The following is a 26,407-nucleotide window of genomic DNA, read 5'->3' as shown; positions in this document are numbered from 1 at the left end:
ATCCTGCAGAATTACAGGGATAATCTACAGCTGGAAATTAGTTTTTCATTTAAGTTCACACCTGCAGAGGAAGGAGAATTCTTGCTATATTATGTTAAAACACGCACCAGATTACGATGTTGAAAAAATTTTACAAGTGCTGAACTCTTCCAAATAATCTCTTTCAATCCACAAAAGGCGAGCGACATTTTTACTTTGTCTCCCGTCTTTTGTCTTATAAAAAATACATCTCAGCACATTTTCACGCGATTGCATATAATGCCTTTTATACAATTTTCGTTACTCTTTCCCACTTACCGTCTTATTTAACAATTCATGCATCCACACCATCACAGCCAGTAAAATAAGCAGATAAACCGGAAGTAAATGAATGGAAATATGATTTGCCATCAATCCAAATAACGGTGGCATCAGGCAGGTTCCAACATATGCACTTGCCATCTGTACCCCGATCAGTGCCTGAGAGCGTTCCGCTCCAAAATGTTCCGGCGTAGAATGAATAATACAAGGATAAACCGGCGCACATCCAAGACCGATCAGTGAAAATCCAAGTAATGAAAATACATCCCCAAACGGAAGCATCATCACGACAATTCCAAGAAAAATGATTGCCTGCCCCATCCGGATCATCTGGCTGTCTTTCAGTTTCATTGCGATAAATCCATTAATTCCACGCCCAATCGTAATACCGATGCAGAACATCCCGGCAAATGAAGCCGCCGTCTGCGCTGCCACACCCTTTGCCAGATTCAGATAACTGCTCGCCCAGAGCATGGTCGTCTGCTCCACTGCACAATAACAGAAAAAGCAGATCATAATCGCCTTTGCTCCCGGTATCGCTAAAATTTCTTTTAATGAAAGCGGTTTGCTCCCTATATGTTCTTCCGCGGAAACATTTCTTCCTTTCCATTTAGGAAGACTGAATACAATAATCGCTGTGAGGACAACCTGCATCACAGAAATGATCCGGTACCCGGTATTCCAGGATGCACCACCGGTAAGTGCAGCACCCATAATATAAGGGCCAAGCGTTGCCCCAACTCCCCACATACAGTGCAGCCAGCTCATATGCTTACTCGCATAATGTAGTGCCACATAATTATTCAAAGAAGCATCCACACTCCCCGCTCCAAGTCCATAAGGAATCGCCCAGATACACAGCATCCAGAAGCTGTGACTTATGGAAAATCCCCAGAGTGCAAATGCCGTGATTCCAACACTGGTTGCCGTTACTGCTCCTGTGCCAAATTTTCTGGTAAGCCGGTCACTGAGCAGACTTGAAAGAATCGTTCCAAGCGCAATGATCATTGAGATTGCACCGGCGTATGAGACCGGAACCTGAAATTCCAGATACATCTTCGGCCACGCAGATCCTAAAAGCGCATCCGGCAGTCCGAGGCTGATAAATGAAAGGTATATAATTCCCAGTAAAAAATTCATGTTTGTTCTCCCTTGCATCATTTAATATCCAGTACAGTATACCATAAAATAAGCGTGCAAAACGAAATATTATAGCAATCTGGTGCATGAATGAAAAGACATATGAAAAACAGCATCCTGAAATTTTCTCCCGTTCAGGAGCTTTTCAGCTCAATTCTTTGACATAAAATGTCACCTTAGCCTCTGGATCCGTGATCGGAATCCGGATTCTTCCGTAATCCTCCATCTCCTTTTCCTGAATATAATCTGTTATAAAGCACGGCAGCGAAGAAGCTCTCACCAGTTCATTAAATGCTTCCGTGTCCGTCTGAACCAGGAATTTGGATGCAGGCATCTTTTCCCGGCACATGGTATCCCAAAATCCAAGTTCTGTGCGCAGTAAAAAATTAAATCCATTGATTTCCTCAAAAGTAAGCTCCTTCTGCCGGGCAAGCTCATGCTCCGGCGGAACGCTGACAAACAAGTTCTCCTTCATAAATTCATACGCCCCTTCTACCGGAAATGGCAGGATCCCAATATCACAGGATTTTTCACCTAATGAAACCTGAACCTCTTCATTCTGGCAGATTGTGGATGATATCATCTTGCCAGGATCTGTGTGGTTCAGTTTTTTCAGAAGTTCCCAGAGCGGTGCCGGCGCACAGGACCTGACCACAATCGTCTTCTGCCTCAGGTCAAATGCTCTCACCTGCTCCACAGCCCGGTCCGCTTCCTGTAAAAGTTTCCGTGCATACCCTACTGCTGCCTTCCCTGTTTCATTTAATTCAATCCGGTTCTTTCCCCTTGAAAATAATTTTACTCCAAAGCTCTCCTCCAGATTCTGCATGGAACGGGTGATCGACGGAGTGGAAAGATGAAATTCTCCCGCCACTTTTGACAAGGTTCCGAGATCTGCAAACGCGGCAAATTGTTTTAGCTCATATAAATCCAGCATGACTTTCCTCCTGTTTTACTTTTCATTTTCTGAAATGTAGATTGCGATATCAATAGTGTACATTTCTGGAAATGCATTGTAAAGTAAGATTTGTAAACAGACATAAATTTCTCCAATGATCGTCCCAACAGCGTAAGTTGAAAAATACAGCTGCGCCCGTCCCGATACAACAGGAGAAAATTCATTTCAGAAAAATGGAGGTTTAGAATTATGGAATATGTAACCTTGAATAATGGAATCAAAATGCCAAAGCTCGGATACGGTGTATACCAGACTCCGGCAGAAGATACAAAGCGCTGTGTGCTCGATGCCATCGAGGTCGGCTACCGCAGCATCGATACTGCACAGGCTTATTATAACGAAGAAGGCGTAGGAGCTGCCTTAAAAGAATGCGGACTTCCGCGTGAAGAATTCTTCCTGACCACAAAGGTATGGATCACCAATGCCGGATACGAAAAGGCAAAGGCATCCATCGAAGAATCCATGAAGAAATTACAGACAGAATACTTGGATCTGGTTCTGATCCATCAGCCATTCGGTGACTACTACGGAACCTACCGCGCTATGGAAGAACTTTACAAAGAAGGAAAACTGCGCGCCATCGGTGTATCCAACTTCGGACCGGACCGCTATCTGGACATCCAGCATTTTGCAGAAATCAAACCAGCTGTAAACCAGATTGAAACACACGTGTTCCAGCAGCAAAAAGTTGCGAAAGAATACCTGCAGAAATACGGCTGTCAGATCGAATCATGGGGACCATTTGCAGAAGGACGTAACGATATGTTCACCAATCCGGTTCTGACAAAAATCGGTGAAAAATATGGAAAAACTGCTGCACAGACAGCTCTTCGTTTCCTTCTTCAGAGTGATGTGGTGATCATTCCGAAGTCTGTCCACAAAGACCGTATGCAGCAAAACTTTGACCTCTTCGATTTCACACTGACTGCAGAAGAAATGGCAGAAATTGAAGCACTGGACGGCGGAGAAAGCTTATTCTTCTCTCACTATGATCCGAAAACGGTAGAGTGGTTTATGTCGATTTTATAAAATGATGTAAGTATCAAAAACATAAATTACACTTGTACTCACACAAATAATAATTGAATCATATTTTCTTTTGTTAACCTCTTCTCTTTGCATACCTTTTTTATTATTAATATTGTTTTTATTCGTATTACCGTATATAATATATATTATATCATTTATCAAAGGAGTCTATATGACTATGGATTATATTTCTGTAAAAGAGACCTCAAAGCGGTTCCATTTATCCGAACGCCGCGTGCAAAAGCTCTGTGAAACCAACCGTATTGACGGTTGTAAAATGGTCAGCGGCATCTGGTTAATCCCCGATTCTGCTACCAAACCTTCCGATGAAAGAACAACTGATTTTCCTAAAGATTCCGATTATCTCTCTTTAAGAGAATTATGTGATATGCTTTCCATTTCGACTGCAACCGGTCGTAACTGGATCAAGCTTGACAAACTCATTCCAGAATATACTGATCAGAAAAAGCCTTATTTTACAAAACAGTATGCCGAAAAGCTGAAAGCAGAACTTCAATCCGGAAAGAACCAATCTCTGAAAAGCAGGCGCAACAAAAAATTTATCTGTGGCAATTCCCTTTACAGTGCCTATGTTTCTGAAAACTGTCAGAACATTGAACTGTTGCAGCAGATTCTCCGAATTGTAACAGGCGAATCCATTGCACTTTCATCAGATGTGATTCAATATCTCATTGCTGACTGTGCCTTACATTTGCTTGCCCAAAAATATGATCTTTCTTTCAAACACGAAAAAGTGTTGCTGAGCAGATTTTTAAAAAAAGAAATCACCCTGGCTCTATACGACGAACTGATCTATGCTTTGATTGCTGATTCTGAACAAGCACTGCATTTCTGTGAAAAATATTCTCAACTTTTTGATTTTGATTATGTATACGAACCTGCTGAAGATATCCTTGGACTCATTTACATTTCCTGTAAAAATATCGGCAGCCGCAAGGCAACCGGTTCCTACTATACGCCTACCAAAATCGTCAAAAAGCTGATCGGAAAACTGGATATTGCATCAGATGCCAGAATTCTGGATCCCTGCTGTGGGACTGGGAATTTTTTATTGCAACTCCCAGCACACGTTTGCTTTGACCAGATTTACGGCAATGATACCGATACAATCAGTGTAAAAATTACCCGGTTGAATATGGTTTTGAAATATGACATTCTCTCTATCAAAACTCTGTACGAGCATATAACCGAAGCCGATTATCTTGCATCTGATTTAAAAGCTTCTTACCAGTATATCATCGGTAATCCACCATGGGGATATGAATTTTCCGAATCAGAAAAAGAAAAGCTTCGCAAAAAATATCGGACTGCTTCAGGGAAAAATATCGAGTCTTATGATTTGTTTATTGAAAAAGCACTGAGTAATTTATCCATAAACGGACAGCTTTCTTTCATTCTTCCAGAAGCAATACTTAATGTAAAAGCACATACACCGATCCGTACTGCTATTATGGAAAACAATTCCGTCCGGTATCTTGAGTTTTTAGGAAACGCATTTGATAAAGTCCAGTGTCCCTGCATTATATTACAGCTCATTCACACCGGAAAGCCACTTTCAACAATCGGAATGGAAGTTTCCGACTGTGGTCACTGCACAACCATTCTGACAGACCGTAAAATTTCAGCCGATTATTTCAGCTTTCATACAACGGATGCAGAATATCAGCTACTTGAAAAAATCCGGCATACTCCTAAAACATACTTTCTTGCCGGTAACGCCGATTTTGCTTTAGGAATCGTAACCGGAAATAATAAAAAATATATTTCCTCCGTGAAAACCAAAGATAACGAGGTTATTTTAAAAGGCTCCGATATCTGTAAGTACCATACTAATCCGAACCCAAACTATATTGTGTTTAACCCACAGAATTTTCAGCAGGTAGCACCTATAGAAATGTACCGTGCGCCAGAAAAGCTTTTGTATCGTTTTATCAGCAGCCAGCTTGTCTTTGCTTATGATGATAAACAAACACTTTCTTTGAATAGCTGCAATGTGGTCATCCCCAATCTTGAAGGACTGCATATAAAATATATTCTTGCCATCCTTAATTCCAGAGTTGCACAGTTTATTTACAAAATGGATTTTCATTCCGTGAAGGTATTGCGTTCTCATATTGAAAATATTCCGATTCCGGATGTTGATGCTGATACACAAAATATCATCATTCAGACTGTAGAACCACTAATTAACGGACTGCCTCCTGCGGAAGCACAAATTGCCTACGAACAACTCGACCAACTGATTTTCAAATTATTTAATCTTACCTCTAAAGAGCAGGACATCATTAAGCATGCAGTAGATGGAGAAAACAAATTTCTGTTCTGACACACAAAAAACCAGAGATATTCCTGGCTTCCCTTATTTAACAACAGGGTTGCCAGGTCTGCTCTGGCTTTTTTCTTATCTTCCTTTCATCTTGACAACATCAAGGACATCCTTTTCAGCGACCAAAAACGGTCTGAGCTCCTCTTCTTACAGAATCTTATCTCTTATTCCCCATACAGAACACAGCCACAACCCCCGGACCTGTATGTGATCCGATAACTGTTCCGATACAGTTGATCAGAATATTGTGGACTCCCATCTTCTTTTCCACCTGTCTTGCCACAAACTCCGCATCCTCTTTGCAGTCACCGTGTGTGATCATCACGATATCATTGTCCCATCCTTCGGACTGTTTCACTGCCATATCTACAATATGTGTCAGTGCTTTTTTCCTTCCACGCTCTTTTCCGATAACCTTCAATTCGCCATGCTCATCCATATGAATGATCGGTTTGATCTGGATCATCGTTCCAACGATCGCGGAAGCCTTAGATACTCTTCCGCCTCTATGTAAATGGAATAAATCATCAATCGTAACGTTATGCATGATGTGAAGCTTGTTCTCCTCCACCCAGGCAGCCACTTCTTCCAGACTTTTTCCCGCACGCTTTAACTGAACAGCTTTGTACACAAGAAGTCCTTCACCCAGGCATGCGCAGAGCGAATCAATTACAATCAGCTTCCGCTCCGGATACTCTTCCTGCAATTCTTCTGCTGCCATCCGGATACTGTTATAAGTTCCGCTAAGTCCTGACGAAAAAGCAATATATAAAATATCCTTTTCCTCTTTCAGATACGGTTCCAGTGCTTCTCTTGCCTGCTCCGGATTGATCTGGGAAGTTGTCGGCATGGATCCTGCCCTGACCTTTGCAAAAAATTCTTCTCCGGTAAGTCCAATCATATCCTCATAAGACTGTCCATCGATCAGATAAGTAAGAGGAATATATGGAACCCCAAGCTCCTCGGTCAGGTATTCCTTCGGTAAATCCACTGTGCTGTCTGTCATGATCATATATTCACTCATAAGTGTGCCCTCCTTCATCCCTTTAGGGATTTATATATTACTTATAATTATGTACAGTATACCCTCTTTTCCGCAAGATAGCAAAATCTTTTTCCCATGCTAAAAAAATCTTAAGTTTCTTATAACTTTTGTCATAATCCGGTATATTTTCCTTTTTTTGTGAAATGCTAAATCTATGCAGAATCCAGGCAGTAAAATATTTCCGGGATTCCAGACTTTCTTAACTTTAAATTATCTCTGAATGGAGGATTCAATATGGAAAAACATACTGTCAGTGCTTCTCTCACCGACAATACAAGATATATGAACCGGGCTCTTCCTGTAAAAAAGAGCTTTGATATTATCGAACGAAATCTGATCATCGGCGGTCAAAACAGTGCCTTTTATTTTATTGATGGTTTCACCAAGGATGAAACCATGCTGAAACTTATGGACTCCTTCCTCAACATCTCCGCCGATGATATGCCAGAGGATGCAACTTCCTTTTCTGCAAGCTGCATCCCCTATGTAGAAGTCGATATTCTCGGTGACTTTGACAGCATTTTCAAAAACCTGCTGTCCGGTGTCACCTGCCTCTTTATTGACGGCTATGAAGCCGCTATTGCTATCGACTGCCGTACTTACCCGTCCCGCAGCATCGAGGAACCGGATAAAGACAAATCCCTGCGTGGTTCCCGTGACGGTTTTGTGGAAACCATCGTCTTCAATACTGCCTTGATGCGCCGCCGGATCCGGGATCCCCATCTGATCATGGAAATGTATGAAGCCGGCGCTTCCACCCGTACCGATGTAGCTCTCTGCTACATGTCCGACCGCGTGGACAGGGAGCTTCTGACTACCATCCAGAACAAGCTGGGTGAAATCAAATCCCAGGATCTGAAAATGAGCCAGCAATCTCTTGCGGAAGCTCTCTTTCAACGCAAATGGTACAATCCATTTCCAAAATATAAATTTACCGAACGGCCAGACACAGCCTGTGCCTGTCTGATGGAAGGAAAAGTTATCATCCTTACTGATACCTCCCCATCTGCACTGGTTCTGCCAACCTCCATCTTTGATATGATCGAAGAGGCAAATGATTACTATTTTCCACCGCTCACCGGAATCTACCTGAAAATTTCCCGTGTACTGATCACACTGCTGACCGTATTCATGGTTCCTCTCTTTCTGCTCTTTATGCAGAACCCGGCATGGATCCCGGATATCTTCCGTTTCGTGCTGATCGAAGATACCGTCAACATCCCCCTGATCTTCCAGATCCTGATCCTGGAGCTTGCCATCGACGGACTCCGCCTTGCCGCCCTCAACACTCCAAGTATGCTCAGCACCCCTCTCAGCGTCATTGCCGGTATCGTCATGGGCGAATTCTCCGTCGAATCCGGCTGGTTCAACAGCGAGATCATGCTCTACATGGCATTCGTCTCCATCGCCAACTACACCCAGCCCAACTTTGAACTAGGCTACGCATTAAAATTCATGCGCCTCCTGCTCCTCATCCTCACCGCCATCTTCAACCTCCCCGGCTTTGTTATCGGATGTCTCATCGTCGTCCTCTGCATCACCTTCAACAAAACCCTCTCCGGCCGTAGTTACCTGAACGTAAAATTAAACTAATCCCCTGTAGCCTGCAACAAAATTGCAGGCTACACCTACATAACCTTCACCTTTCCACCACTACCTAAATCTCCTCAACCGGTTATCAGTCCAGCCTTGTAAAAAAACGCCTCTCTAATACAGTAAATCCGGCGACTGAGATCAAAAAAATAGTGTTCAATTCACTTATTGTGCAATGGAGATGAAACTCAAAAATTGTGGAAGCCTTTGCTGACACAATTTTCGCCCTCAGAGGTTCATCGTAATGCCTTGCACAATGGAATTGAACACTATTTTTTTGATCCCGGTCGCCAACACAACCTATATTTTAACGCCTCTTTTTTACAACCCTACTTCGTCGTACTTCCAAATCCCCCGTTTCTGACTGCTGTCGCATCGTCATCCACAGTAATTCCATACTCAACAAAAATCCCCTGCATAAAGCCTGTTCCTTTTCCAAGCTCTACCGTTTTATTCTCATTGGTATCATTCGTCAGTTTCGCAAAAATATGACCTTCATTATCAGAATAGAAATAATCACTGTCAATAATTCCTACCGTATTATTCAGCTGCAGACGGAATTTGAATCCAAGTCCGCTTCTCGGGTAGCATTTGAGTACCCAGTTTTCTTCCATTTCCACACGGATCCCTGTCGGGATCTTGATCGTCTTTCCCGGCTCGATCACAAAATCATCCGGTGCATAGAAATCATATCCGGCACTTCCTGCCGTTGCACGCTTCGGCAGTTTGACTTCTTCATATAAAGCCTTGATCTGATCCTCTGTATACTGCTCACCAAAGGTATCCTTCCATCCTTCCATAAACTGTTCCAGACTTACTTTGTGAAATTTAGCAATTCTCTTCATGTAATACAATTTCTCCTTTCCCTAATGTCTCCGGTACGTTAATGACCATCTGGTTCGCGCTGCCCTTCCAGTGCAGATCCAGTTCTTTCTTATCAACCTCGAATTCTCCGTCCACCAGAACGTCCAGATAATTTACAATATCCATATTCTTGATATCTTTCCATTCATAACCTGTGTAAAGCCAGATCGTCTTTGACGGAAATTTTTCTTTAATCTCTTTTGCCAGCATCATGACCTCATAGGCATTTGCCGAATGCAGCGGGTCGCCTCCACTGAATGTGATCCCACTGATATAATCCTTCTCCAGCTCTTCAAAAATCTCTGCCTTCGCCTTTTCATCGAAGAAAAGCCCACCATTCGGATCCCAGGTCACCGGATTGTGACATTCCTTACAACAATGGTCACATCCTGCAACCCAGAGGACAACCCGCAGGCCATCCCCGTTGAGCATATCATCTTTTGTTATATTATGGTAACGCATTTACATACTTTTCCTTTCCGCAATTTCTGCCATCTTGGCATCATTGAGTCTGGTATCTCCCTTAACTCTCGAATAAGACAGATATCCGTTCATACGGTCAATCTTCGTCAGATTCTTGCTTCCACATACCGGACACACATCCATAGACAGCTCTTCATGACCACAGTCATCACAGTAGGCAAGTGACAGATTAACGCCCTCATAAAATCCCATATCCATTGCACGGCGTACCAGTGATTTGATAGCCTCTTTGTTATAATTGATCGGGTATTTTACATACTGGATCTTTCCACCGTTACACAGATCCCAGAAACGGTTTTCCAGATCCTGCTTTTCGATCGGTGTAATATCCTCGGTTACATGGCAGTGGAAACTGTTGCTCACATACGCCCTGTCCGATACATTTTCCACGATTCCATATTTTTTACGGAACTGCTGTACCTGCACACCGCACAGATTCTCAGCCGGTGTTCCGTAAATCGCATACAGATAGCCGTCCTCTTTTTTAAATTCATTGACCTTCATGTTGATATATTCCATGGTCTTGATGGCAAATGCTCCATCCTCTACCAAAGACTTTTTATTGTAAAGCTGCTGGAATTCATTGAGCGCCGTAATTCCAAAGGAAGCGGTTGCCGATTTCAGCACCGGTTTGATCTTGTCATGGATCTTCAGATGTCCGCCATAGAAACCACCCTCACAGTAGGCAAGCGGATTCGTAGAAGCACGCAGCTCTCCGAGGTATTCGTAAGTACGGATATGAAGCTTCCGGATCAGTTCCAGGTAGTAATCCAGTACCTCAAAGAAATCCCGGTTCTCCTGTCTGGATTTGGCAAGGATCATCGGAAGATGGAGACTGACCGCACCGATGTTGAACCTTCCGACAAATACCGGTTCGTCCTTTTCATCCACCGGATTCATACCGCCTCTTTCATACCATGGAGATAAGAATGCACGGCATCCCATCGGACTGATGACCTTTCCGTAGCGCTTGTAAATACTCGGCACATAGCCTTTTCCGGTAAGGCTGAGCCAGTCCGGATACATAGTTTTTCTTGAGCACTCGATTCCGGCTTCAAAAAGATCTTCTCCAGGCTTTCCAGGTCCATGTAAATTTTCATCATAAAGGAACACGATTTTCGGGAAAAGTACCGGTTTTTTATGTCCCGGCTTTCCCTGTCCTCCTGCTCTTACTTCCAGCATTGTCTTTGTGACAAGCTTTCCGTATTTGCTGATATTGGTTCCGCTGGTCATGGTAATAAATGGATAGTCTCCGCGGCTTGAGGATACGGAGTTGAACTTATACTCCCATCCCTGGAATCCCTGCTCCATCTCTTTTTCCAGATCCTTCCAGGCAACCTCCTGTGCTACTTCTTCCGAAAGTCCGAGGCTTCTGTATTTGTTCAGATGATTTTCATGGGAACGCTTCGCATAAGGCTCCAGGATCTCATCTACGCTCGGCACGGTAAATCCTCCGTACTGCTGGCTTGCCGCACTCAGTACGATATCTCCGATCACATCAAATGCCGTATCCAGTGTCTTTGGCTCATTGTACCAGAGATTTCCCATCTCAAATCCACCGGTCAGTACGCTTTTCACATCAAAGAGACAGCAGTTCATCGTATCTCTTCGGGCTGACATATCATGGATATAAATATATCCTTCCCTGATTGCCTGTAATTCTTCCACCGTCAGGAAAAATTTCTTATATAATTCTTTGTTCAGCTCATTGAAGATCAGGCTTCGCTTGGTCGACACCAGTGCACTGTCTGTATTACTGTTCTCTTTGTCCCCGATATACATGATCGACTGGCTTTTCTTATAAACCTCGTCCAGCATCTGCACAAAATCCTGCTTGTAATTCCGATAGTCCCGGTAACTTTTTGCCACGATCGGATTCACTTTCTCAAGCGCACCCTCTACAATATTGTGCATCTCCGGAATCCGGATCTCATTCACTCCGAGTTCTTCTACCTTTTCTTCTACGAAATGACAGATAAAATCAATATCTTTCTGTGAAAATTTGATCAGTGCACGATATGCAGACTTATTGACTGCCACAACGACTTTTTGCACGTTAAATTCTTCTTTTGTCCCGTCTTTTTTTACAACTTTCACATTGTTTAAGCTCATCTTGCTCTCCTTTCTGATAACTACAATATATTGTATTCTATTTAAAATGCATACTATATCTTGATCGTTTTCCTCTATTCTAGCACTATCACATTGAGAGCGTCAATCTGTGAAAATGACCAATTTTCCGGCAGCCAGACAACCAAATCTTCTACAGGTATATTCCCGAAAATCCATTGACATTTTATACAAGATAGGCTTCTCCTTCTGTATTCAGACAATAGTCTTTCATTTTGAAAATCCTCGAATAATTTTTCTAAAACCTTTGAAGATACAAAAAGAGATAAGCCGAAACTGTTTTCTTTCTGCTTATCTCTTCAATTCATAATCTTGTATTTTTTAGTTTCCACACTCAATACTGATCTCATTGAACATCGTCAGGATCTCATCGATCGAGGTATCCTCTTTTTCTTTTCCTGCCTTATCCATCACACAATGTCCCTGATGCATCATGATCAGACGATTACCGTATTCTACTGCATAGCGGAGATTGTGTGTGACCATAACCGTTGTCAGATTCTTTTCTTTTACAATCTTATCGGTCAGCTCCATGATCAGTTCTGCTGTCTTTGGATCCAGCGCTGCGGTATGCTCATCCAGGATCAGGAACTCGATTGGTGTCATCGTAGACATCAGCAGTGCCATTGCCTGACGCTGTCCTCCGGAAAGTGATCCTACCTTGACATGAAGCTTATCTTCCAGTCCAAGACCAAGCTGGGCGAGCTGCTCTCTGTAATAATCAATACGTGCCTTATTCGTTCCCCGTCCAAGTCCGTAGAACCTTCCTTTATTGTCCGCAAGAGACATATTTTCCAAGATCGTCATGGACGGGCAGGTTCCCATAGATGGATTCTGGTACACGCGTCCGATCTTCTGGTTTCTCTTGTATTCTTTTACCCTTGTGATATCTTTTCCATCGATCAGGATCTGTCCGGATTCTACCGGAATACTTCCGCAGATGATATTCAGCATCGAAGTTTTACCGGAACCGTTACTTCCTACTACGGATACAAATTCGCCCTGATTGATCGTCAGATTGAAGTCCTCAAAAAGACACATCTCATTGACTGTACCCGGATTATAATATTTGTGGATATTTCTAAGCTCCAGCATTCTTCTTCACCTTCTTCTTTCTCTCCATACTAAGCACCAGGATTACCAGGAATAACACGGCTGTGATCAGCTTCATATCCTGCGGTTCGAAGTTCTTCAGCGCGATTGCCACACAGGCCTTGTAAATGATAGAACCGATCAGTACAGCTGTCGTTGTTTTTACAAAACTGATTTTTTTGAAAATACTGGTTCCGATGATAACACTTGCAAGACCGATTACCATCGCCCCTGTACCACTGGAAATTTCAAATACACGTTCTTCCTGGCAGAAAATACATCCCGCAAGTGAACACAGCCCATTTGCGATTGCAAGTCCCAGGATTTTTACATTTCCTTCATCCTTTGCCATTGCAGTTACCAGTTTATCGTTATCTCCGACTGCGCGGAGCAGGTATCCTGACTTGGTATTCAGGTAAAGGTCCAGAATGATTTTCACAATTAACGCAATGATCAGAATGATGAGCAATGTAGAGTAAGCGGAAAATCCTGACGGAACCAGCTTATCCAGTGTATCATTTTTAAAGATTGTCTTCTGGGAAAACAGCGGTACATTGGCTGTTCCTGCCACGCGAAGGTTGATCGTCCAGAGCGCTGTCATCATAATGATACCGGAAAGCAGATCTCTTACCTTGCATTTGACATGGATCAGTCCGGTACAGATACCGGCTGCCACACCTGCCGCAAATGCAACCGGAAGTGTCAGATACGGGTTCGCTCCTTTTGTGATCATAAGCGCCGTTACGGCAGCTCCTAATGGAAAGCTGCCATCTACGGTCAGATCTGGAAAATCCAGAATTTTGTATGTTATATAAATTCCCAGTGCAAGGATTCCGTAAATCAGTCCCTGCTCCAAAATTGATACTGCAAAGCTCATTGCATTGCTCCTCACTTTTCTAATTCAAATTTAGTTTTCGCTGATAGAATCGTATGTCTCTACCGCGCTGTTTTTCAGATCATCTTCCACTGTGATTCCAAGATTTTCTGCTACTTTTGTATTCAGGTAAAGCCCTGCTTCTGTGATCGTCTCAAATGGCATTTCAGATGCTTTCTTTTCTCCTTTGAGAACCTTTGCCGCCATCTTACCTGTCTGTTTGCCAAGTGCTACATAATCAAGACCTTCTGCTGCCAGGCATCCAAGCTTCACCTGTTCGATCTCACTTCCGAATACCGGGATATTTGCTGCATTTGCCTTATCCAGAATGGTTGCAAGTGAGCTTACTACCGTGTTATCTGTCAGGTTGCTGATGCAGTCTACCTGTGACAGAAGATCGTCTGTTGCAAGTGCGATTTCTGATGTATTTGTAATTCCCTTTTCTACAAGTTCAAATCCATAGTCACCGACTTTTTCTTTGTATTCAGCAATTGCAGATACGCTGTTTGCCTCACTTGTTGTATAGAGGATACCGATCTTCTTTGCATCCGGAAGAAGTTCACGGATCATTTTCAGCTGTGCTTCAATCGGAAGTTTATCACTGGTTCCTGTGACTTCTCCAACCGGGTTCCCTTTATCATCTGCAAGCTCTGCTGCTATCGGATCTGTAACTGCAGTATAGATAACCGGAATATCTGTATCCATCGCAGCATTGTATGCTGTCTGTGCACTTGGTGTTGCGATTCCGCAGATCAGATCTACTTTATCGGATACAAAGCTGCTTGCGATCTGTGATGCAGTTCCCATATCTGCTGCCGAGTTCTTGTATTCAACCTTCAGGTTCTTTCCTTCCTCGATACCTTCTTCTTTCAGGCCCTCTAAAAATCCTTCACGGCAGTTGTCAAGGGATCCGTGCTCTGCAAACTGGGAAATACCGATTGTATAACTCTTTTCTCCGTCTGCTGTCTTGGAATCCGACTTGCTTCCACATCCTGCCATCATTGCTGCTGCCATTGCCATTGTTAATAATACTGCGATTGTTCTCTTTTTCATAATTTTGTTCTCCTCTTCTTGATAAATAATTTTCTTTGTTAGCTTTCAAGAGAAGGTGTTTCCTGATTCCGCGCCGTACCACAACAGGAATACATATGTAACATCCTGCCGGAGGCTTTTTATTTATCAGGAAAGGGGGTTCCGGTAAATAAAAAACGCCTCAATCCTTCTACGGATTGAGGCGACTAATATCTTCTATTAACGCGGTACCACTCAACTTTAACAGTTTCCTGTCCTCTTTTATGTACTAACATACATCCCTTATTGATAACGGGTTTGGTTCCCGACAAACCATACTCTCATTCGTCTGATTTCAGGCTGCCCTCGAAAGTCCATTCAATTATCAACTCCATACAGCAATCCCACCACCTGCTGCTCTCTGTGATATCGTTCGATAACCTACTCCTCTTTCTCAACGGTTTCACAATCTATGGTTGTTATATTACCTCTTTATTCTCTGTTTGTCAACCTGATTTTTGGAATTTTTCAGATTTTTCTACTCTATTTTCTCAGCTCCCTGAAAAATATCCTGATAACACACCCCGTAATTATCTAAAATCAGTGAAAAGATCTTACGGTTCTTTTCATATTCCATCCCCAGTTCAAGATAAGCCTTAAGATGCAATAATGCCCCCAGAAGATAGACTCTGTCGTCTTCCGTTTTATAAAATTCATAGAGACGGTAAATACTGATTATGAGGAGTTCTTCTTTATCCACTCCAAGTCTTTCACATTCATTCACCGCAAGCTTTATCGCCTCAAGATCTGTTCTGTACGATTCCCAATCCATTTCTTCTACCCCCCTTTTTTAATCATATCCTATCATGGCGTTTTTATAAAGTCAACTTGCATATAATATCATTCTTTTTTCAAATTGAAATGCTACACTACTTTTATGAAGGAGAGATAAACAGCATGGAAAAGAATTTCGGTACACGCGTTCGGCAGGCACGTCACAAAGCAGGTCTTACACAGGCAGCACTAGCAGAAAAACTAAATCTTGATGAGACAACGATAAGCCGGATTGAAAATGGCAGCCAGGCAACATCCTTTGCAACCATGCTTAATTTTTCAGAAGCATTAGATGTCAAATTTGATTATCTGATCTGTGACTATCTGGATGATTCCATTCATTCAAAGGATCCGCTCAATGCCGAGATCCTGGATATGATCACACCGCTTCCTGATAATTATAAACAATTGATCCGTGACAATATCCGGCAGTTGTTAGAAAAGATTCCGCCAGAGATGGGCGAAAAATAAATGTAGTCTATGCCACCCCAGAGGAGAAAAAAAATGGGCGTGTGAAAAAACGAAAGTTTTTTCATGCGCCTTTTTGTTTATGGATGCAACAATCATTATATTTTATAAAAAAGTGTATAACTCCCCTTACCCCATAAGAAAAGTTATTATGGAATCCTATGCGGCAGTTTCTGTTTTTTTCTGTTTGTTGTAATATTTATAAAGATTGTGTCCAATAGAAACAAGAAATACTTCGAGCAGTACAGATTTTATTCCTCTTCGGACAATCCTTTTGTACCAACGGTCGTTTTTTATGATACCAAATGTACCTTCTGCCTGGATACTTTCGAGATTTTCAATCACTTCTTGATGCATCGCTGTAAGTTCGCGGTTGATCCGGACAGTACGGTTTTTATCTGTCTTTTTACATTGTTCTGCGTATGGACAGCCGGAGCAATCTTCACACTGATACACTTCTTCCTGATGCCCATACTTGTTGCCTTTTACGTTTTTTCTATACTGAAGATAAAATCTTTTCCCGTTTGGGCAACGCATGATCCCGTCTTTCTCGATTGGAAAATTTACTGCACGAAATGGATCTTCATGATACTTCTTGTCAGTAGTCTCTTTCTTGAACATGGGGAACTTCATATATTTTTCATTCCATGTTGCTCACAGAAGATGTAATTATTGTAAGAACCATATCCGGCATCTGCCACTGGGTACTTCGGATAAAAGCCATATGTAGTATAAAACTTGTTCATTAGTGGAATAAAACAATCCATATCTGAGCGATACTGGTTTACATCAACAACAGCAATGTACTCATCTGCAACACCGACCTGTACATTATAGGTTGGAAATATCGTATCCATCGTCATCTTGTGGAGAACGATACACCGGTGAGAGCCAGATTGCATCTATTCCAAGTTTTTTCAAATAATCCAATCTGCTGATAATTCCTGGAATATCCTCTCCTTTCTTTATGTTCCCTAAATTCTACGAATGAGCGTTCCGTTTACGCCAAGTATCTCTCCATCAAATTCTCGGGCAAAAAGAATTTTCCCATCTCCTTTTACCTTTACTTCTTCCTCTGATGCATTTAACAGGACCTCAATTTTATTACCATCTTCATCTAACTTAATATATTCTACACATCGATCATTTTCATATGTATCCGGGAAATGGAAATGTGGGCTTCTGCACATTTTCTCGTTTCTTCTAAGCATAATCAGTTTCCGCATCATTGTAATCTTTTCCTGATTTTCTTTGCTTTCAATCTCACTCCATGGCATACATCTTCTGCAGTCCGGGTCATGGGCTCCTTCCATTGCGATTTCCGTTCCGTAATAAATGCAAGGGCTTCCCGGAAGCGTAAAGAGAATTGCAAGCTGCTGATAAAATTTATCTAAATCATGAAAACGATTCATAAGTCTCTCCGTATCGTGGGAATCCAGCAGGTTGAAAAGTACATCATTATTTTGCTGCATATACATGGTATAGCAACGATTCACCATAAATTCAAATTCCTCTTTTTTCATCGTTTTATCAAGGAAAAAGTCATGGATTCCGCTGAGCAATGGGTAATTCATAACGGAATCATACTCATCTCCTTGCAGCCACTGACTTGCATCGTGCCAGATTTCTCCTAACAGATAAATATCCGGTTTTACCATTTTTAAATGTTCTCGTATACGCTTTAAGAACCGATGTGATACTTCATTTCCTACATCGAAACGGATTCCGTCTATATCGAATTTTTGAACCCATTCTTCACAGACCTTGCAAAAATACTCAATTACTTCTTCATTATTCGTATTCAACTTTGGCATCGTATCTGCAAATGCAAAAGAGTAAAAGCGTCTGTCTCTAGTGTCTGCTCTTTTTCCGATTTGTTCCCAGTCTTCCACCATAAACCAATCCGCATAACAAGAATCTTTTCCATGTTCCAGCACATCAATCCATGGTGCAAATTTTCTTCCGCAGTGATTAAATACTGCATCTACCATAATGCGGATTCCTTTTTCATGTGCTTCCATGCAAAGCGCCTTCATTGTTTCTTCATCTCCGAAAGCCGGATCGATCTTTGTGTAATCTGTAGTATCATATTTGTGATTGGATTCTGCTTCCATAATTGGATTAAAATAAATCCCGGTAATTCCGAGGTTCTGAAGATAGGATAGTTTCTGACGGATTCCTTCCAGATTTCCTCCGAATTTTTCCTGATTGGTCACGGTTCCGTGATTTCTCCACGGCGTGATATCATTTCCATTCTTTTCCGGTGTCCCGTTGCAGAACCTGTCCGGAAAAATCTGATACCAAATCGTATCATTTACCCATGCCGGTGTGCGATTTATATCTGCCGGATTCATCCACGGTACAATAAAGCACTGCTGCATACGACCATCCATCTGAAGCTGCTCTTCAGTCAGAAAACCATCTTCAAAATAATACCAGACTTCCTCTTCTGTTCTCAGTTCAAAATAATATTTACATCGTTTATATTCTGGAAAAAGCGTTGTTGTCCACCAGATTTGGTGTGGCAAACGTTTTTTATAAATAATTTCCTCTCTTTTTCCAATCCATTTTTCCTTTCCACCCAGGATTCCTGCTTCATAAGGATCTCCGTAATGAATAAAGACCTGTTTTACATCATATCCGGTCTTAATATTTACAATTAATCTGTCCTCATCCAACGGATAACTCATTTGCTCTGATGTTTTATGGTATACCCCAGTAAACTCCATCTTATTTTTCCTCCAATTTTTCATAAACACGCAGGATTTCTCCTACACTCCATGCCTGCGCAAAACATCCTTTTGAAGAAACCGGTATCTCTCCATCATAAATCTCAGGGAGCTGGCCAATACATCCTTCACGCATTGCACTTTCCAACACTTCCAATTGCTTTGTCACAGTCTCTTTTGCTTCTCTTGAGTCTTTATTTACTTTTAGGTAAGCGAGATAATATCCGCCCATCGGGAAAGTCCAGACGGTTCCTTGATGATAGGAAAGATCTCTTTTTATCATCTCTCCTCCATAGCATGCATGAAATTCCTCGTCTGTTGGATCTAGTGTACGAAGACCATACGGCGTATACAGCTTTTCAAATACCGTATCTACAATCTGTCTTTCTTTCTCTTCATCCAGCATCGTAAATGGCATAGACACCGCCCATATCTGATTACAGCGAATCTGTGTATCTGCCTTTGTTTCTGAAATTACATCCTTCAGGCAGTGTTTTTCCTCCATCCAGAATTCTCGTGCAAAAGCTTCTTTCACCTTCTGTGCGAGTTCTCTATATTTCTGCTCTTCATTTTTCTTCAAAACTTCAGAAAACTTATGCATTATACAAAGTGCATTGTACCAGTAAGCATTAATCTCCACCGGTTTCCCATGCCTTGGTGTCGGAAGAATCTCTCCCACACGCACATCCATCCAGGTCACCTGATCCAGACCTGTTCCGGCACTGATAAGGCCATCTTCTTCCATATGGATATTGAAATGTGTTCCTTTCTCGTAACCGAAAATAATTCTTTGCATTACCGGATACATTTCCTCTACAAATTTGACGTCCTGAGTTTTTTCATAATATAACCACACGCAGTTGATAAATAATAGTGCCGCATCTACAGTATTATAAAGTGGCTCATTCTCGCCCTCCGGGAACAGATTTGGCATCAATCCATCTTTTTCATAAAATGCAAATGTCTGCAAGATTGATTTTGTGCTTTCAAATCTTCCTGTGGAGATGCAGATTCCCGGAAGCGCAATCATTGTATCTCTTCCCCAGTCCTCAAAAAAAGGAAATCCGGCAAGAATAGTCAATCCATCCGTAGACTCTCTTTTCGAAAGGAACTTGTCTGCACTACAAACCAGTGTCTGTGCCAGTTTATTTTTCAAGCCTGAAGTCTTTATAAGGTTCTCTTGATAATGGATCTGCTCTTCTTTTATTTTATCAAATATTTTTTTTGCGTCCATATCAATCAGACTTTCCATCGAATAAATCACTGTCAAATCTGTCTCTTCCCCTGGCTTTACTTGTTTATTAATCTGATAAACTGCGCTTGCTATTCCATTTTCTCGTCTTCCATCACATTCATCATAGCGATAAAAATACGTTTCTTTCTTTTCTGTAAATCCTTCTACTTCTCCATTTGTTTCAAAGAAAAGATTATACTTTCCATCGGTAATCTTTTGCTCTTGTCTTGAAAATATCTTACCTTCTTTCAAATCTTCCCCTTTAGGTTCAAATTGAAAAAACGGAGTTACACAGAGAACAGCCTCTTTCTGACCACGGTTTTTCAGATGATAATTCACTGCAATCTGATTGCTGCCCTGTGCCATCACAATCTCTTTTTCTATCTCTACTCCATTTATCAGATAACGCCACGATGGAAGAATTTCAAAAGAAAATTCTGCAAGATAACGATATCCTTCTTCTTTTGTTCCATTCGCAAATTCCTGGGTTGAAAGAACATATTTTGATTCTCCGATATCCAATTCTTCTCTCATCCGATGAATCATATTTATCCTATGATTTGGAGCTTTCGTACATGCCATGAATACCGAATGGTCATTTCTTGCCACAGCTCCGGTCATCGTAAGCGACGAAAAACCTCCCAGTCCATTGGTTAAAAGATAGCAGTTTTCAAGTCCTCTCTCTAATGTTTTCCAATCCTGTCTGCCATAAATCCACTTCATGTACTACTCCTCCTTAATCATTATTTACGTCCAAGTATCAACACGCTCTGCGGTGCAACTTCTATCTGTCTTTCTGCACAGACTCCTTTTTCCCAGCACCAGCTGTCATTAGCATCGCTTAAGATTTTCCAGCCGTCATCCAAAAATTTCACTTTATAACTACTTTTTCTTGCATTGTAAATTATCTTCACCTGACTCCATCTTGATGCTTCATCATTGAGCACAGTAAAGCCTACTACATCTTTTTCTTTCCACATATCCGTGATTTGTTTATAACTGTCTTTTGATTTGTCACAAAGTCCAGAGAGCTGTTTTCGAAGTGCAATCAATCCCTGATAATAATGAACCAGGTCCTTGTTTTCCCATGCCTTTTCCCAATCGAGACGGTTCAGAGAAATCGGAGCCTTAAAAGTATTATCCTGTCCGTCTTTTGTACGGGCAAATTCTTCTCCTGATAAAAAGAATAACGTTCCCTGACAAGTCATATAGACTGCCGCCGCCATTTTATTCAGTCTCAAACATTCATTTTTCTCTACGACTGTCTCTTTTAATTTATCCCATAACGTATAATTGTCGTGTGCTGATACATAGGTAACAATCTGCGAAGGTGCTTTCACATTTTCAAAGCCTTCTGCTTGATAAGGATTTGCACACCACGCTGTCACACTTGCAAGCATTTCATCTTCTTTTCTTTCTGCCCCGTTTATAAACCCTGCTTCCTTTGCACGTAGTGCAGAGCCTTTGATTCCATCTCGGGTACTGTCACAGAACGCCCCGATATTTTCATCCAAAAGTCCGATATTTTCTTTTGCTGCCAGTTTTTTATTGCCTTCTACAGCCGTCTTATCTGCCGCCCATGGCTCTCCGTAAATGATCTTCTTTCCTTTTCCGTATCTTTGATCCAGTTCACTTCGAATCCGGTTCATCAAATCTACATCCAGAAGTCCCATCAGATCAAAACGAAATCCGTCAATATGATATTCCTCTGTCCAGTAAAGCACCGATTCCAAAATGTATTTTGCACACATCTCTCTTTCACTTGCCACGTCATTTCCACAGGCAGAGCCGTCAGATACTGTTCCGTCCGGAAATACCCGGTAAAAATACCAAGGTGCAGTTCTCTGAAACCAGGAATCCAGTGAATAAGTATGATTGTAAACCACATCCATGATCACACTAAAACCAGCTTCATGAATTGCCTGAATCATCTCTTTCATTTCTCTGATTCTCACCTCTCCATGTCTGGCATCTGTCGCATAGGAGCCCTCCGGCACATTGTAATTAACCGGGTCATATCCCCAGTTGAATTCCGTATCCTTGCCTGCTTCATTTACAGAACCGTAATCGTACATCGGCATAATCTGGATGTGTGTCACCCCGAGTTCCTTTAAATAATCCAACCCGGTCGGATGAATTCCGTCCTCGTTCAAAGTCGTATGTCTGCATGTAAATGCTTTATATTTTCCACGATATTCCTCTGGAAAACCACCTGCTTTATCCCACGAAAATTCTTTTACATGAAGTTCATAGACAATTCGCTCCGGCCCTTCTTCTGGTGCCTGATCTTTTTCCCATCCTTCTGGATTGGTCTTTTTCAGATTCACTGCCATGCTGCGCAATCCATTAACTCCGCATGCCTTTGCATATGGGTCTGCTGATCGAACTTCTTCGCCATCGCGGGTAATCAGATAATCATAATAAACGCCGTGAAGTTCTTCTTTGCTCCTCCAACTCCACACACCCTTTTCTGCTTTTTTCATCGGAATCTGCTTGTACGCATTTCCTCCATTCCCTGTCTGATACAGGTTTAAACTAACGCATTCCGCCTGTGGTGACCACAGACGGAATGTCGTTCCTTCTTCTGTACATTCTACACCAAGATTATTTCCCTCATAAATATAATTTTCAAGAAATTCTTTTGTAGAGTAATATTTTTTTAATTCTATTTTATCCTTCATCGTCTTCCTTATCCTTTCACTGCGCCTGATACGCCATCTACATAGTATCTCTGCATGAACAAGAAGAGAATTGCGATTGGAATTGAAATCAGAACTGCCCCAGCCGCAAAACTGGTGTACCAGCTGTCAATATATTCTTTTTCCAACATTTTCCAAAGTCCGATAGCTATCGTATACTGGTCTGAGTTTGCTCTACAGATTACCTTTGCAAAAATGAAATCGAGCCACGGAGCCATGAAAGATGTCAGCACTGTATATACAATGATCGGCTTACTAAGTGGCAGTGTGATTCTACTGAAAATCTGCCATCTGGTACATCCATCCAAAAGTGCAGCCTCATCAATTGCAACCGGAATTGTATCAAAAAATCCTTTTGCAATCTGGAAGCTCAGTCCTGCACCGCCGGAATAACACAAAATCAAAGCCAGCTTAATCAGACTTCCTTCCGTAAGCCCCATCGCCTTTAATATAAAGTACACAGCGATCATGGACATAAATCCAGGAAACAGGCCGAGAATCATTGCCATGTTCATATACGGTTTTCTCATTTTAAATTTCAGTCTTGAAAGACAGTAGGATACCGCCAGCACATAAAACGCAGATAAAATGCAGGAACAGATTGCGATAAACAGTGTGTTCATAAACATCTGCGGGAAATTTAAAATAGATGTATCCGTAAATAATTTCACATAATTATCTAGCGTAAATGCTTTTGGGAAGAAGGTTGACACATAAGAGCCCTTTTCCGCACGGAAACTGGTCAGGATTACCCATACGATCGGGAATAACCAGATAATTGCCAGCACCGCAAGAACGATATGTACAATCGTATTGTTGATCATTTTCTTCTTTTTTGCAGATTGTAATTTCTTTCCTGCCATGATTAAAATCCTCCTTCTTCTTTATAGGATTTACTGTTACGGTATGTGAAAAGTGCACCAATTGCCAGAATGATAAAGGTCATGATTCCAATTACCGCACCAATGTTATAGTACTGTTTGTCGATTGTCAGTTTATAGAGCCATGTAACCAGAAGGTCTGTCTTACCTGCAGTTGAAGAAAGGTTTGTTACCGGATCTCCTCCTGAAAGAAGATAAATGACATTGAAGTTATTGACATTTCCTGTAAAGGTTACAATCAGATATGGTGTTGTCACATACAGCATGTACGGCAATGTAATCTTTGTAAATGTCTGAAAGGCATTTGCACCATCCACTTTTGCAGCTTCATAAAGTTCTTCTGGAATGTTCTGAAGCACTCCTGTCAGCTGAAGCAGAGTATACGGCACACCTACCCAGATATTGATGATAATAACCGTCACCCTCGCCCATGTTGCATCTGTAAAGAATGGAAGGCTTGCATCACTTGCAATCAGTCCTATATTTCTGAGAAGTACGTTGATTGCTCCTTCCGGCTGTAACATAGTACGCATGATCAAAAGGGATACAAACATCGGTACGGCACAGGAAAGGACAAAACAAAATCTCCAGAATCCTTTTGCTCTTGTTCCCTTTCTGTTGATCAAAAGGGAAAGGATCATTCCGAAAATATAGTTGCTGAAGGTTGCAAAAAACGCCCAGACAATCGTCCATCCAAGAACCGACCAGAAAGTACTTCCGAGAATACTTCCTGAATCAAATAATGTCTTGAAGTTATCAAGTCCTACCCAGTCAAACAGCATCAGATGGTTTCCGATACGACTGTAATTAGTAAATGCCATACAAATCATGAATACCAACGGAAGTACAGTAAACACAAAGATGAATGTTGTCGGTGGTGTCATAAATAAACGGTACAGATTCTCATGCAGAAGAGACTTCAAATCTTCCGCAAATGTATTCACATGCATTCCTGCTTTCTGAAGACACTCTGCTTTATATGCACTTTTCAGGGTTCCTCTCCATACCAAAATCATAAGAATCGTCAGCAGGATTGTCGTCACCCCATAAAGTAGAATCAGAACGGACTGATCCCCTTTTGTGTAAAGATAAATTTGCTTTGCTTCATCCCACACCTCTTGCTGCTGTACAGTTCCAAGTGTCCGAAGACCGCCAATAAATCCGATTCCATTTACCGCCATAAAGACGATGTAGGCAATTTCAATTGCCAGATACAAAAGACCTTTGATAATCTGACCGTGTACGATGTTTCCAAATCCCATCAGGACCATGGAAAGCTTAGTCTCTAATCCACCTTTTTTCACTGCATTTTTGCAGGTATATGGCGTTGGAAATTCATTGATTTTTTTCTTAAATATACTCATTCCGCTTACCTCTTAATTGATTCCATTGCTGTTCATTGCTTCGTTCATTGCTTCCGTCTGTTCTTCAGCATTTTCATGTGTCACACTCTTGTTACGAATTCCTTTCCCCATATTCTCAACCGGCACCCAACAGTTACTCATGGATGCCACGAATGGCTGAAGTATGGATGTATTGTTAAAGGTATCATTCTGTGCCTGAACAAGTGGATCGGATGCAATGTCTTTTTCTTTTAAAAGTTCTGTATTGCACGGAATCACAGTTCTCATCTCGTAGTGTGCTCTCTGTGCATCACTTCCTCCCAGATAAACAGCAAGTGCAACTGCCTGTTCCATATATTCACTATGTGCATTAACTCCGATTGCCTTTGAACCGGCATATGCAAGCATCTGCTTCTCTTGTCCGTTAATTGTATAAGTCGGAAGCGATGAAACTCCCATATTATCTCCAAGTGCTTCTTTTATTGCATTTGCATCCCACGATCCGGTAAACATTGCATTTACACTGCCATCACGAAGTCCTGCAAGTCCTGATCCATCTGCATCAATTTTAAAATTTGGATTGGCTGCCAGATCAATTGCATAATTGGTTACATCCACTGCCTTTTCTCCTGCAAAATCAACTCCTTTTGACTCGTCTGTTCCATCTCCGAACAAAGTACATCCATTTCCCAGATAAAATGCTGGAAGATACCATGAATTAGTAAATGGGAAGGATACTGTTCCTTTTTCCAGCATCGTATCCAGATTTTTCACATCTTCCTCTGAAAATACAGACTTGTCATAAAACATATACCAGGTATTGGTTGTAAACGGGACACCATAAAGTTCTCCGTCAACCGTCAACGAATCTAAAAGCACCTCCGAGTTGGTTGATTCAATCTCTTCTTTATACTTTCCACCAAATTTTGCTACTGCATCCGCATCTGTAAGCGATGTAATCCTGTCGTTTGCATACATAAATACATCTGCGCTTGCTTCCGGATCCTGTGCCACCTGATCTGCGGCTGTCGCTTCATCAGCTACTCCATAGACAAATGTAATATCCCACTCCGGGTGCTCTTTTGCAAAATTATTGCACATTGTCTGAAGCCATTCGCCACTGTCTTTTGACTGATCTTCCGATGGAGACCATACCATCAGTCTGACTTTTTCTGACCCTTTATCCGCCGTACTGCTCCCACATCCGGTTAGTCCTGCTGCCACCAGAGTTACAGTCATGATTCCTGTTAGAAATGTTGCCAGTCCTCTCTTCATCATCTTTCTTCCTTTCATTCCTTTGTTTCGTATTGTTTCGTTAAGCATAATATACGTCTTTTTCATTTTTTCGTCAATCTT

At 41.7% G+C, this 26,407-nt stretch carries 20 protein-coding genes, 2 pseudogenes and 1 other annotated feature; of the genes and pseudogenes, 4 read left to right on the top strand and 18 right to left on the bottom strand.

The annotated features are described in order from the left end of the window. Positions 1–279 precede the first annotated feature (279 nt). Both G4407_RS04365 and G4407_RS04360 read right to left on the bottom strand, forming a co-directional pair. Positions 280–1,440, bottom strand: a complete 1,161-nt coding sequence (locus G4407_RS04365) for an MFS transporter (protein WP_173687894.1) — start codon at positions 1,438–1,440, stop codon at positions 280–282. A gap of 145 nt (positions 1,441–1,585) precedes the next feature. Beyond that, positions 1,586–2,374 carry a LysR family transcriptional regulator gene (locus tag G4407_RS04360; protein ID WP_173687893.1) on the bottom strand — a complete coding sequence of 263 codons (789 nt, stop codon included), beginning with the start codon at positions 2,372–2,374 and terminating at the stop codon, positions 1,586–1,588. A 210-nt stretch (positions 2,375–2,584) separates the two neighbouring features. Between G4407_RS04360 and G4407_RS04355 the strand changes: the two genes are divergently transcribed. Next, positions 2,585–3,424, top strand: coding sequence for an aldo/keto reductase (locus tag G4407_RS04355; protein WP_173687892.1), 840 nt, complete (start codon positions 2,585–2,587; stop codon positions 3,422–3,424). Between the two features lie 178 nt (positions 3,425–3,602). Beyond that, complete coding sequence (locus G4407_RS04350; protein ID WP_173687891.1) at positions 3,603–5,771, top strand: TaqI-like C-terminal specificity domain-containing protein; 2,169 nt, start codon at positions 3,603–3,605, stop codon at positions 5,769–5,771. A gap of 157 nt (positions 5,772–5,928) precedes the next feature. On the opposite strand, the gene G4407_RS04345 is transcribed toward G4407_RS04350, so the two are convergent. After that, entirely contained in the window at positions 5,929–6,795 is an 867-nt protein-coding gene (locus G4407_RS04345) for a DegV family protein (protein ID WP_173687890.1), read from the bottom strand. Positions 6,796–7,050: 255 nt separating this feature from the next. On the opposite strand from G4407_RS04345, the gene G4407_RS04340 reads away from it, so the two are divergent. Beyond that, positions 7,051–8,409: a spore germination protein gene (locus G4407_RS04340; RefSeq protein ID WP_173687889.1), complete on the top strand. Its 1,359-nt coding sequence runs from the start codon at positions 7,051–7,053 to the stop codon at positions 8,407–8,409. A 329-nt stretch (positions 8,410–8,738) separates the two neighbouring features. Here G4407_RS04340 and G4407_RS04335 read toward each other — a convergent pair whose 3' ends face one another. The 7 genes from G4407_RS04335 to G4407_RS04305 all read right to left on the bottom strand — a co-directional run bounded on the left by G4407_RS04335 (position 8,739) and on the right by G4407_RS04305 (position 15,695). Further along, positions 8,739–9,254 carry a dCTP deaminase/dUTPase family protein gene (locus G4407_RS04335; protein WP_173687888.1) on the bottom strand — a complete coding sequence of 172 codons (516 nt, stop codon included), beginning with the start codon at positions 9,252–9,254 and terminating at the stop codon, positions 8,739–8,741. After that, positions 9,238–9,735 (bottom strand): anaerobic ribonucleoside-triphosphate reductase activating protein, encoded by a 498-nt coding sequence (gene nrdG / locus G4407_RS04330; protein WP_173687887.1) that lies wholly within the window; start codon positions 9,733–9,735, stop codon positions 9,238–9,240. Before nrdG ends, G4407_RS04335 begins: the two co-directional genes overlap by 17 nt. Next, positions 9,736–11,868, bottom strand: a complete 2,133-nt coding sequence (gene nrdD, locus G4407_RS04325) for an anaerobic ribonucleoside-triphosphate reductase (RefSeq protein WP_173687886.1) — start codon at positions 11,866–11,868, stop codon at positions 9,736–9,738. Between the two features lie 339 nt (positions 11,869–12,207). After that, positions 12,208–12,981 carry an ABC transporter ATP-binding protein gene (locus G4407_RS04320; RefSeq protein ID WP_173687885.1) on the bottom strand — a complete coding sequence of 258 codons (774 nt, stop codon included), beginning with the start codon at positions 12,979–12,981 and terminating at the stop codon, positions 12,208–12,210. Continuing rightward, positions 12,968–13,855, bottom strand: a complete 888-nt coding sequence (locus tag G4407_RS04315) for an ABC transporter permease (RefSeq protein WP_173687884.1) — start codon at positions 13,853–13,855, stop codon at positions 12,968–12,970. Before G4407_RS04315 ends, G4407_RS04320 begins: the two co-directional genes overlap by 14 nt. Before the next feature lie 30 nt (positions 13,856–13,885). Continuing rightward, entirely contained in the window at positions 13,886–14,905 is a 1,020-nt protein-coding gene (locus tag G4407_RS04310; RefSeq protein ID WP_173687883.1) for an ABC transporter substrate-binding protein, read from the bottom strand. 174 nt (positions 14,906–15,079) lie between these two features. Further along, positions 15,080–15,330, bottom strand: a binding site (T-box leader). A 71-nt stretch (positions 15,331–15,401) separates the two neighbouring features. Further along, on the bottom strand, positions 15,402–15,695 hold the full coding sequence (locus G4407_RS04305) for a hypothetical protein (RefSeq protein WP_173687882.1): 294 nt from the start codon (positions 15,693–15,695) through the stop codon (positions 15,402–15,404). A 125-nt stretch (positions 15,696–15,820) separates the two neighbouring features. Here G4407_RS04305 and G4407_RS04300 point away from each other — a divergent pair, with 125 nt between their 5' ends. Next, positions 15,821–16,168, top strand: coding sequence for a helix-turn-helix domain-containing protein (locus G4407_RS04300; RefSeq protein ID WP_173687881.1), 348 nt, complete (start codon positions 15,821–15,823; stop codon positions 16,166–16,168). A gap of 156 nt (positions 16,169–16,324) precedes the next feature. Here G4407_RS04300 and G4407_RS04295 read toward each other — a convergent pair. From G4407_RS04295 to G4407_RS04260, 8 genes and pseudogenes are all read right to left on the bottom strand, one after another. Further along, positions 16,325–17,028, bottom strand: a pseudogene (locus G4407_RS04295) (transposase); the annotation flags it as partial. Further along, positions 17,003–17,119: pseudogene (locus G4407_RS04290) on the bottom strand (alpha-amylase family glycosyl hydrolase); the annotation flags it as partial. The pseudogenes G4407_RS04295 and G4407_RS04290, both read right to left, overlap by 26 nt. Positions 17,120–17,139: 20 nt before the next feature. Then, positions 17,140–18,894 carry a glycoside hydrolase family 13 protein gene (locus G4407_RS04285; protein ID WP_173687880.1) on the bottom strand — a complete coding sequence of 585 codons (1,755 nt, stop codon included), beginning with the start codon at positions 18,892–18,894 and terminating at the stop codon, positions 17,140–17,142. 1 nt (position 18,895) lies between these two features. Further along, positions 18,896–20,851, bottom strand: a complete 1,956-nt coding sequence (locus G4407_RS04280) for an amylo-alpha-1,6-glucosidase (protein WP_173687879.1) — start codon at positions 20,849–20,851, stop codon at positions 18,896–18,898. Between the two features lie 20 nt (positions 20,852–20,871). Next, the gene (gene pulA / locus G4407_RS04275; RefSeq protein ID WP_173687878.1) at positions 20,872–22,809 is read right to left on the bottom strand and encodes a type I pullulanase; all 1,938 of its coding nucleotides are present in this window, start codon (positions 22,807–22,809) and stop codon (positions 20,872–20,874) included. Positions 22,810–22,817: 8 nt separating this feature from the next. Further along, positions 22,818–23,690, bottom strand: a complete 873-nt coding sequence (locus G4407_RS04270) for a sugar ABC transporter permease (RefSeq protein ID WP_173687877.1) — start codon at positions 23,688–23,690, stop codon at positions 22,818–22,820. Between the two features lie 2 nt (positions 23,691–23,692). Next, positions 23,693–25,072 (bottom strand): carbohydrate ABC transporter permease, encoded by a 1,380-nt coding sequence (locus tag G4407_RS04265; protein ID WP_173687876.1) that lies wholly within the window; start codon positions 25,070–25,072, stop codon positions 23,693–23,695. A gap of 12 nt (positions 25,073–25,084) precedes the next feature. Next, on the bottom strand, positions 25,085–26,329 hold the full coding sequence (locus tag G4407_RS04260) for an extracellular solute-binding protein (protein WP_173687902.1): 1,245 nt from the start codon (positions 26,327–26,329) through the stop codon (positions 25,085–25,087). Positions 26,330–26,407 lie beyond the last annotated feature (78 nt).

The organism is Allocoprococcus comes, from assembly GCF_013300725.1.
In the GTDB taxonomy this organism is placed as follows: Bacteria; Bacillota; Clostridia; order Lachnospirales; family Lachnospiraceae; genus Allocoprococcus; species Allocoprococcus comes_A.
The sequence above is the reverse complement of the archived record's forward strand: the minus strand, read 5'-3'. Positions and strand labels throughout refer to the sequence as shown.

Excerpts from the sequence above, each read along its gene's own strand:
- G4407_RS04305 (WP_173687882.1), bottom strand. The coding sequence starts at position 15,695 with ATGGATTGGGAATCGTACAGAACAGATCTTGAGGCGATAAAGCTTGCG.
- G4407_RS04335 (WP_173687888.1), bottom strand. The coding sequence starts at position 9,254 with ATGAAGAGAATTGCTAAATTTCACAAAGTAAGTCTGGAACAGTTTATG.
- G4407_RS04350 (WP_173687891.1), top strand. The coding sequence starts at position 3,603 with ATGGATTATATTTCTGTAAAAGAGACCTCAAAGCGGTTCCATTTATCC.
- G4407_RS04320 (WP_173687885.1), bottom strand. The coding sequence starts at position 12,981 with ATGCTGGAGCTTAGAAATATCCACAAATATTATAATCCGGGTACAGTC.
- G4407_RS04315 (WP_173687884.1), bottom strand. The coding sequence starts at position 13,855 with ATGAGCTTTGCAGTATCAATTTTGGAGCAGGGACTGATTTACGGAATC.
- G4407_RS04280 (WP_173687879.1), bottom strand. The coding sequence starts at position 20,851 with ATGAAGTGGATTTATGGCAGACAGGATTGGAAAACATTAGAGAGAGGA.
- G4407_RS04345 (WP_173687890.1), bottom strand. The coding sequence starts at position 6,795 with ATGAGTGAATATATGATCATGACAGACAGCACAGTGGATTTACCGAAG.
- G4407_RS04340 (WP_173687889.1), top strand. The coding sequence starts at position 7,051 with ATGGAAAAACATACTGTCAGTGCTTCTCTCACCGACAATACAAGATAT.
- G4407_RS04285 (WP_173687880.1), bottom strand. The coding sequence starts at position 18,894 with ATGGAGTTTACTGGGGTATACCATAAAACATCAGAGCAAATGAGTTAT.
- G4407_RS04365 (WP_173687894.1), bottom strand. The coding sequence starts at position 1,440 with ATGAATTTTTTACTGGGAATTATATACCTTTCATTTATCAGCCTCGGA.
- G4407_RS04270 (WP_173687877.1), bottom strand. The coding sequence starts at position 23,690 with ATGGCAGGAAAGAAATTACAATCTGCAAAAAAGAAGAAAATGATCAAC.
- nrdG (WP_173687887.1), bottom strand. The coding sequence starts at position 9,735 with ATGCGTTACCATAATATAACAAAAGATGATATGCTCAACGGGGATGGC.
- G4407_RS04265 (WP_173687876.1), bottom strand. The coding sequence starts at position 25,072 with ATGAGTATATTTAAGAAAAAAATCAATGAATTTCCAACGCCATATACC.
- nrdD (WP_173687886.1), bottom strand. The coding sequence starts at position 11,868 with ATGAGCTTAAACAATGTGAAAGTTGTAAAAAAAGACGGGACAAAAGAA.
- G4407_RS04300 (WP_173687881.1), top strand. The coding sequence starts at position 15,821 with ATGGAAAAGAATTTCGGTACACGCGTTCGGCAGGCACGTCACAAAGCA.
- G4407_RS04310 (WP_173687883.1), bottom strand. The coding sequence starts at position 14,905 with ATGAAAAAGAGAACAATCGCAGTATTATTAACAATGGCAATGGCAGCA.
- G4407_RS04360 (WP_173687893.1), bottom strand. The coding sequence starts at position 2,374 with ATGCTGGATTTATATGAGCTAAAACAATTTGCCGCGTTTGCAGATCTC.
- pulA (WP_173687878.1), bottom strand. The coding sequence starts at position 22,809 with ATGAAGGATAAAATAGAATTAAAAAAATATTACTCTACAAAAGAATTT.
- G4407_RS04260 (WP_173687902.1), bottom strand. The coding sequence starts at position 26,329 with ATGATGAAGAGAGGACTGGCAACATTTCTAACAGGAATCATGACTGTA.
- G4407_RS04355 (WP_173687892.1), top strand. The coding sequence starts at position 2,585 with ATGGAATATGTAACCTTGAATAATGGAATCAAAATGCCAAAGCTCGGA.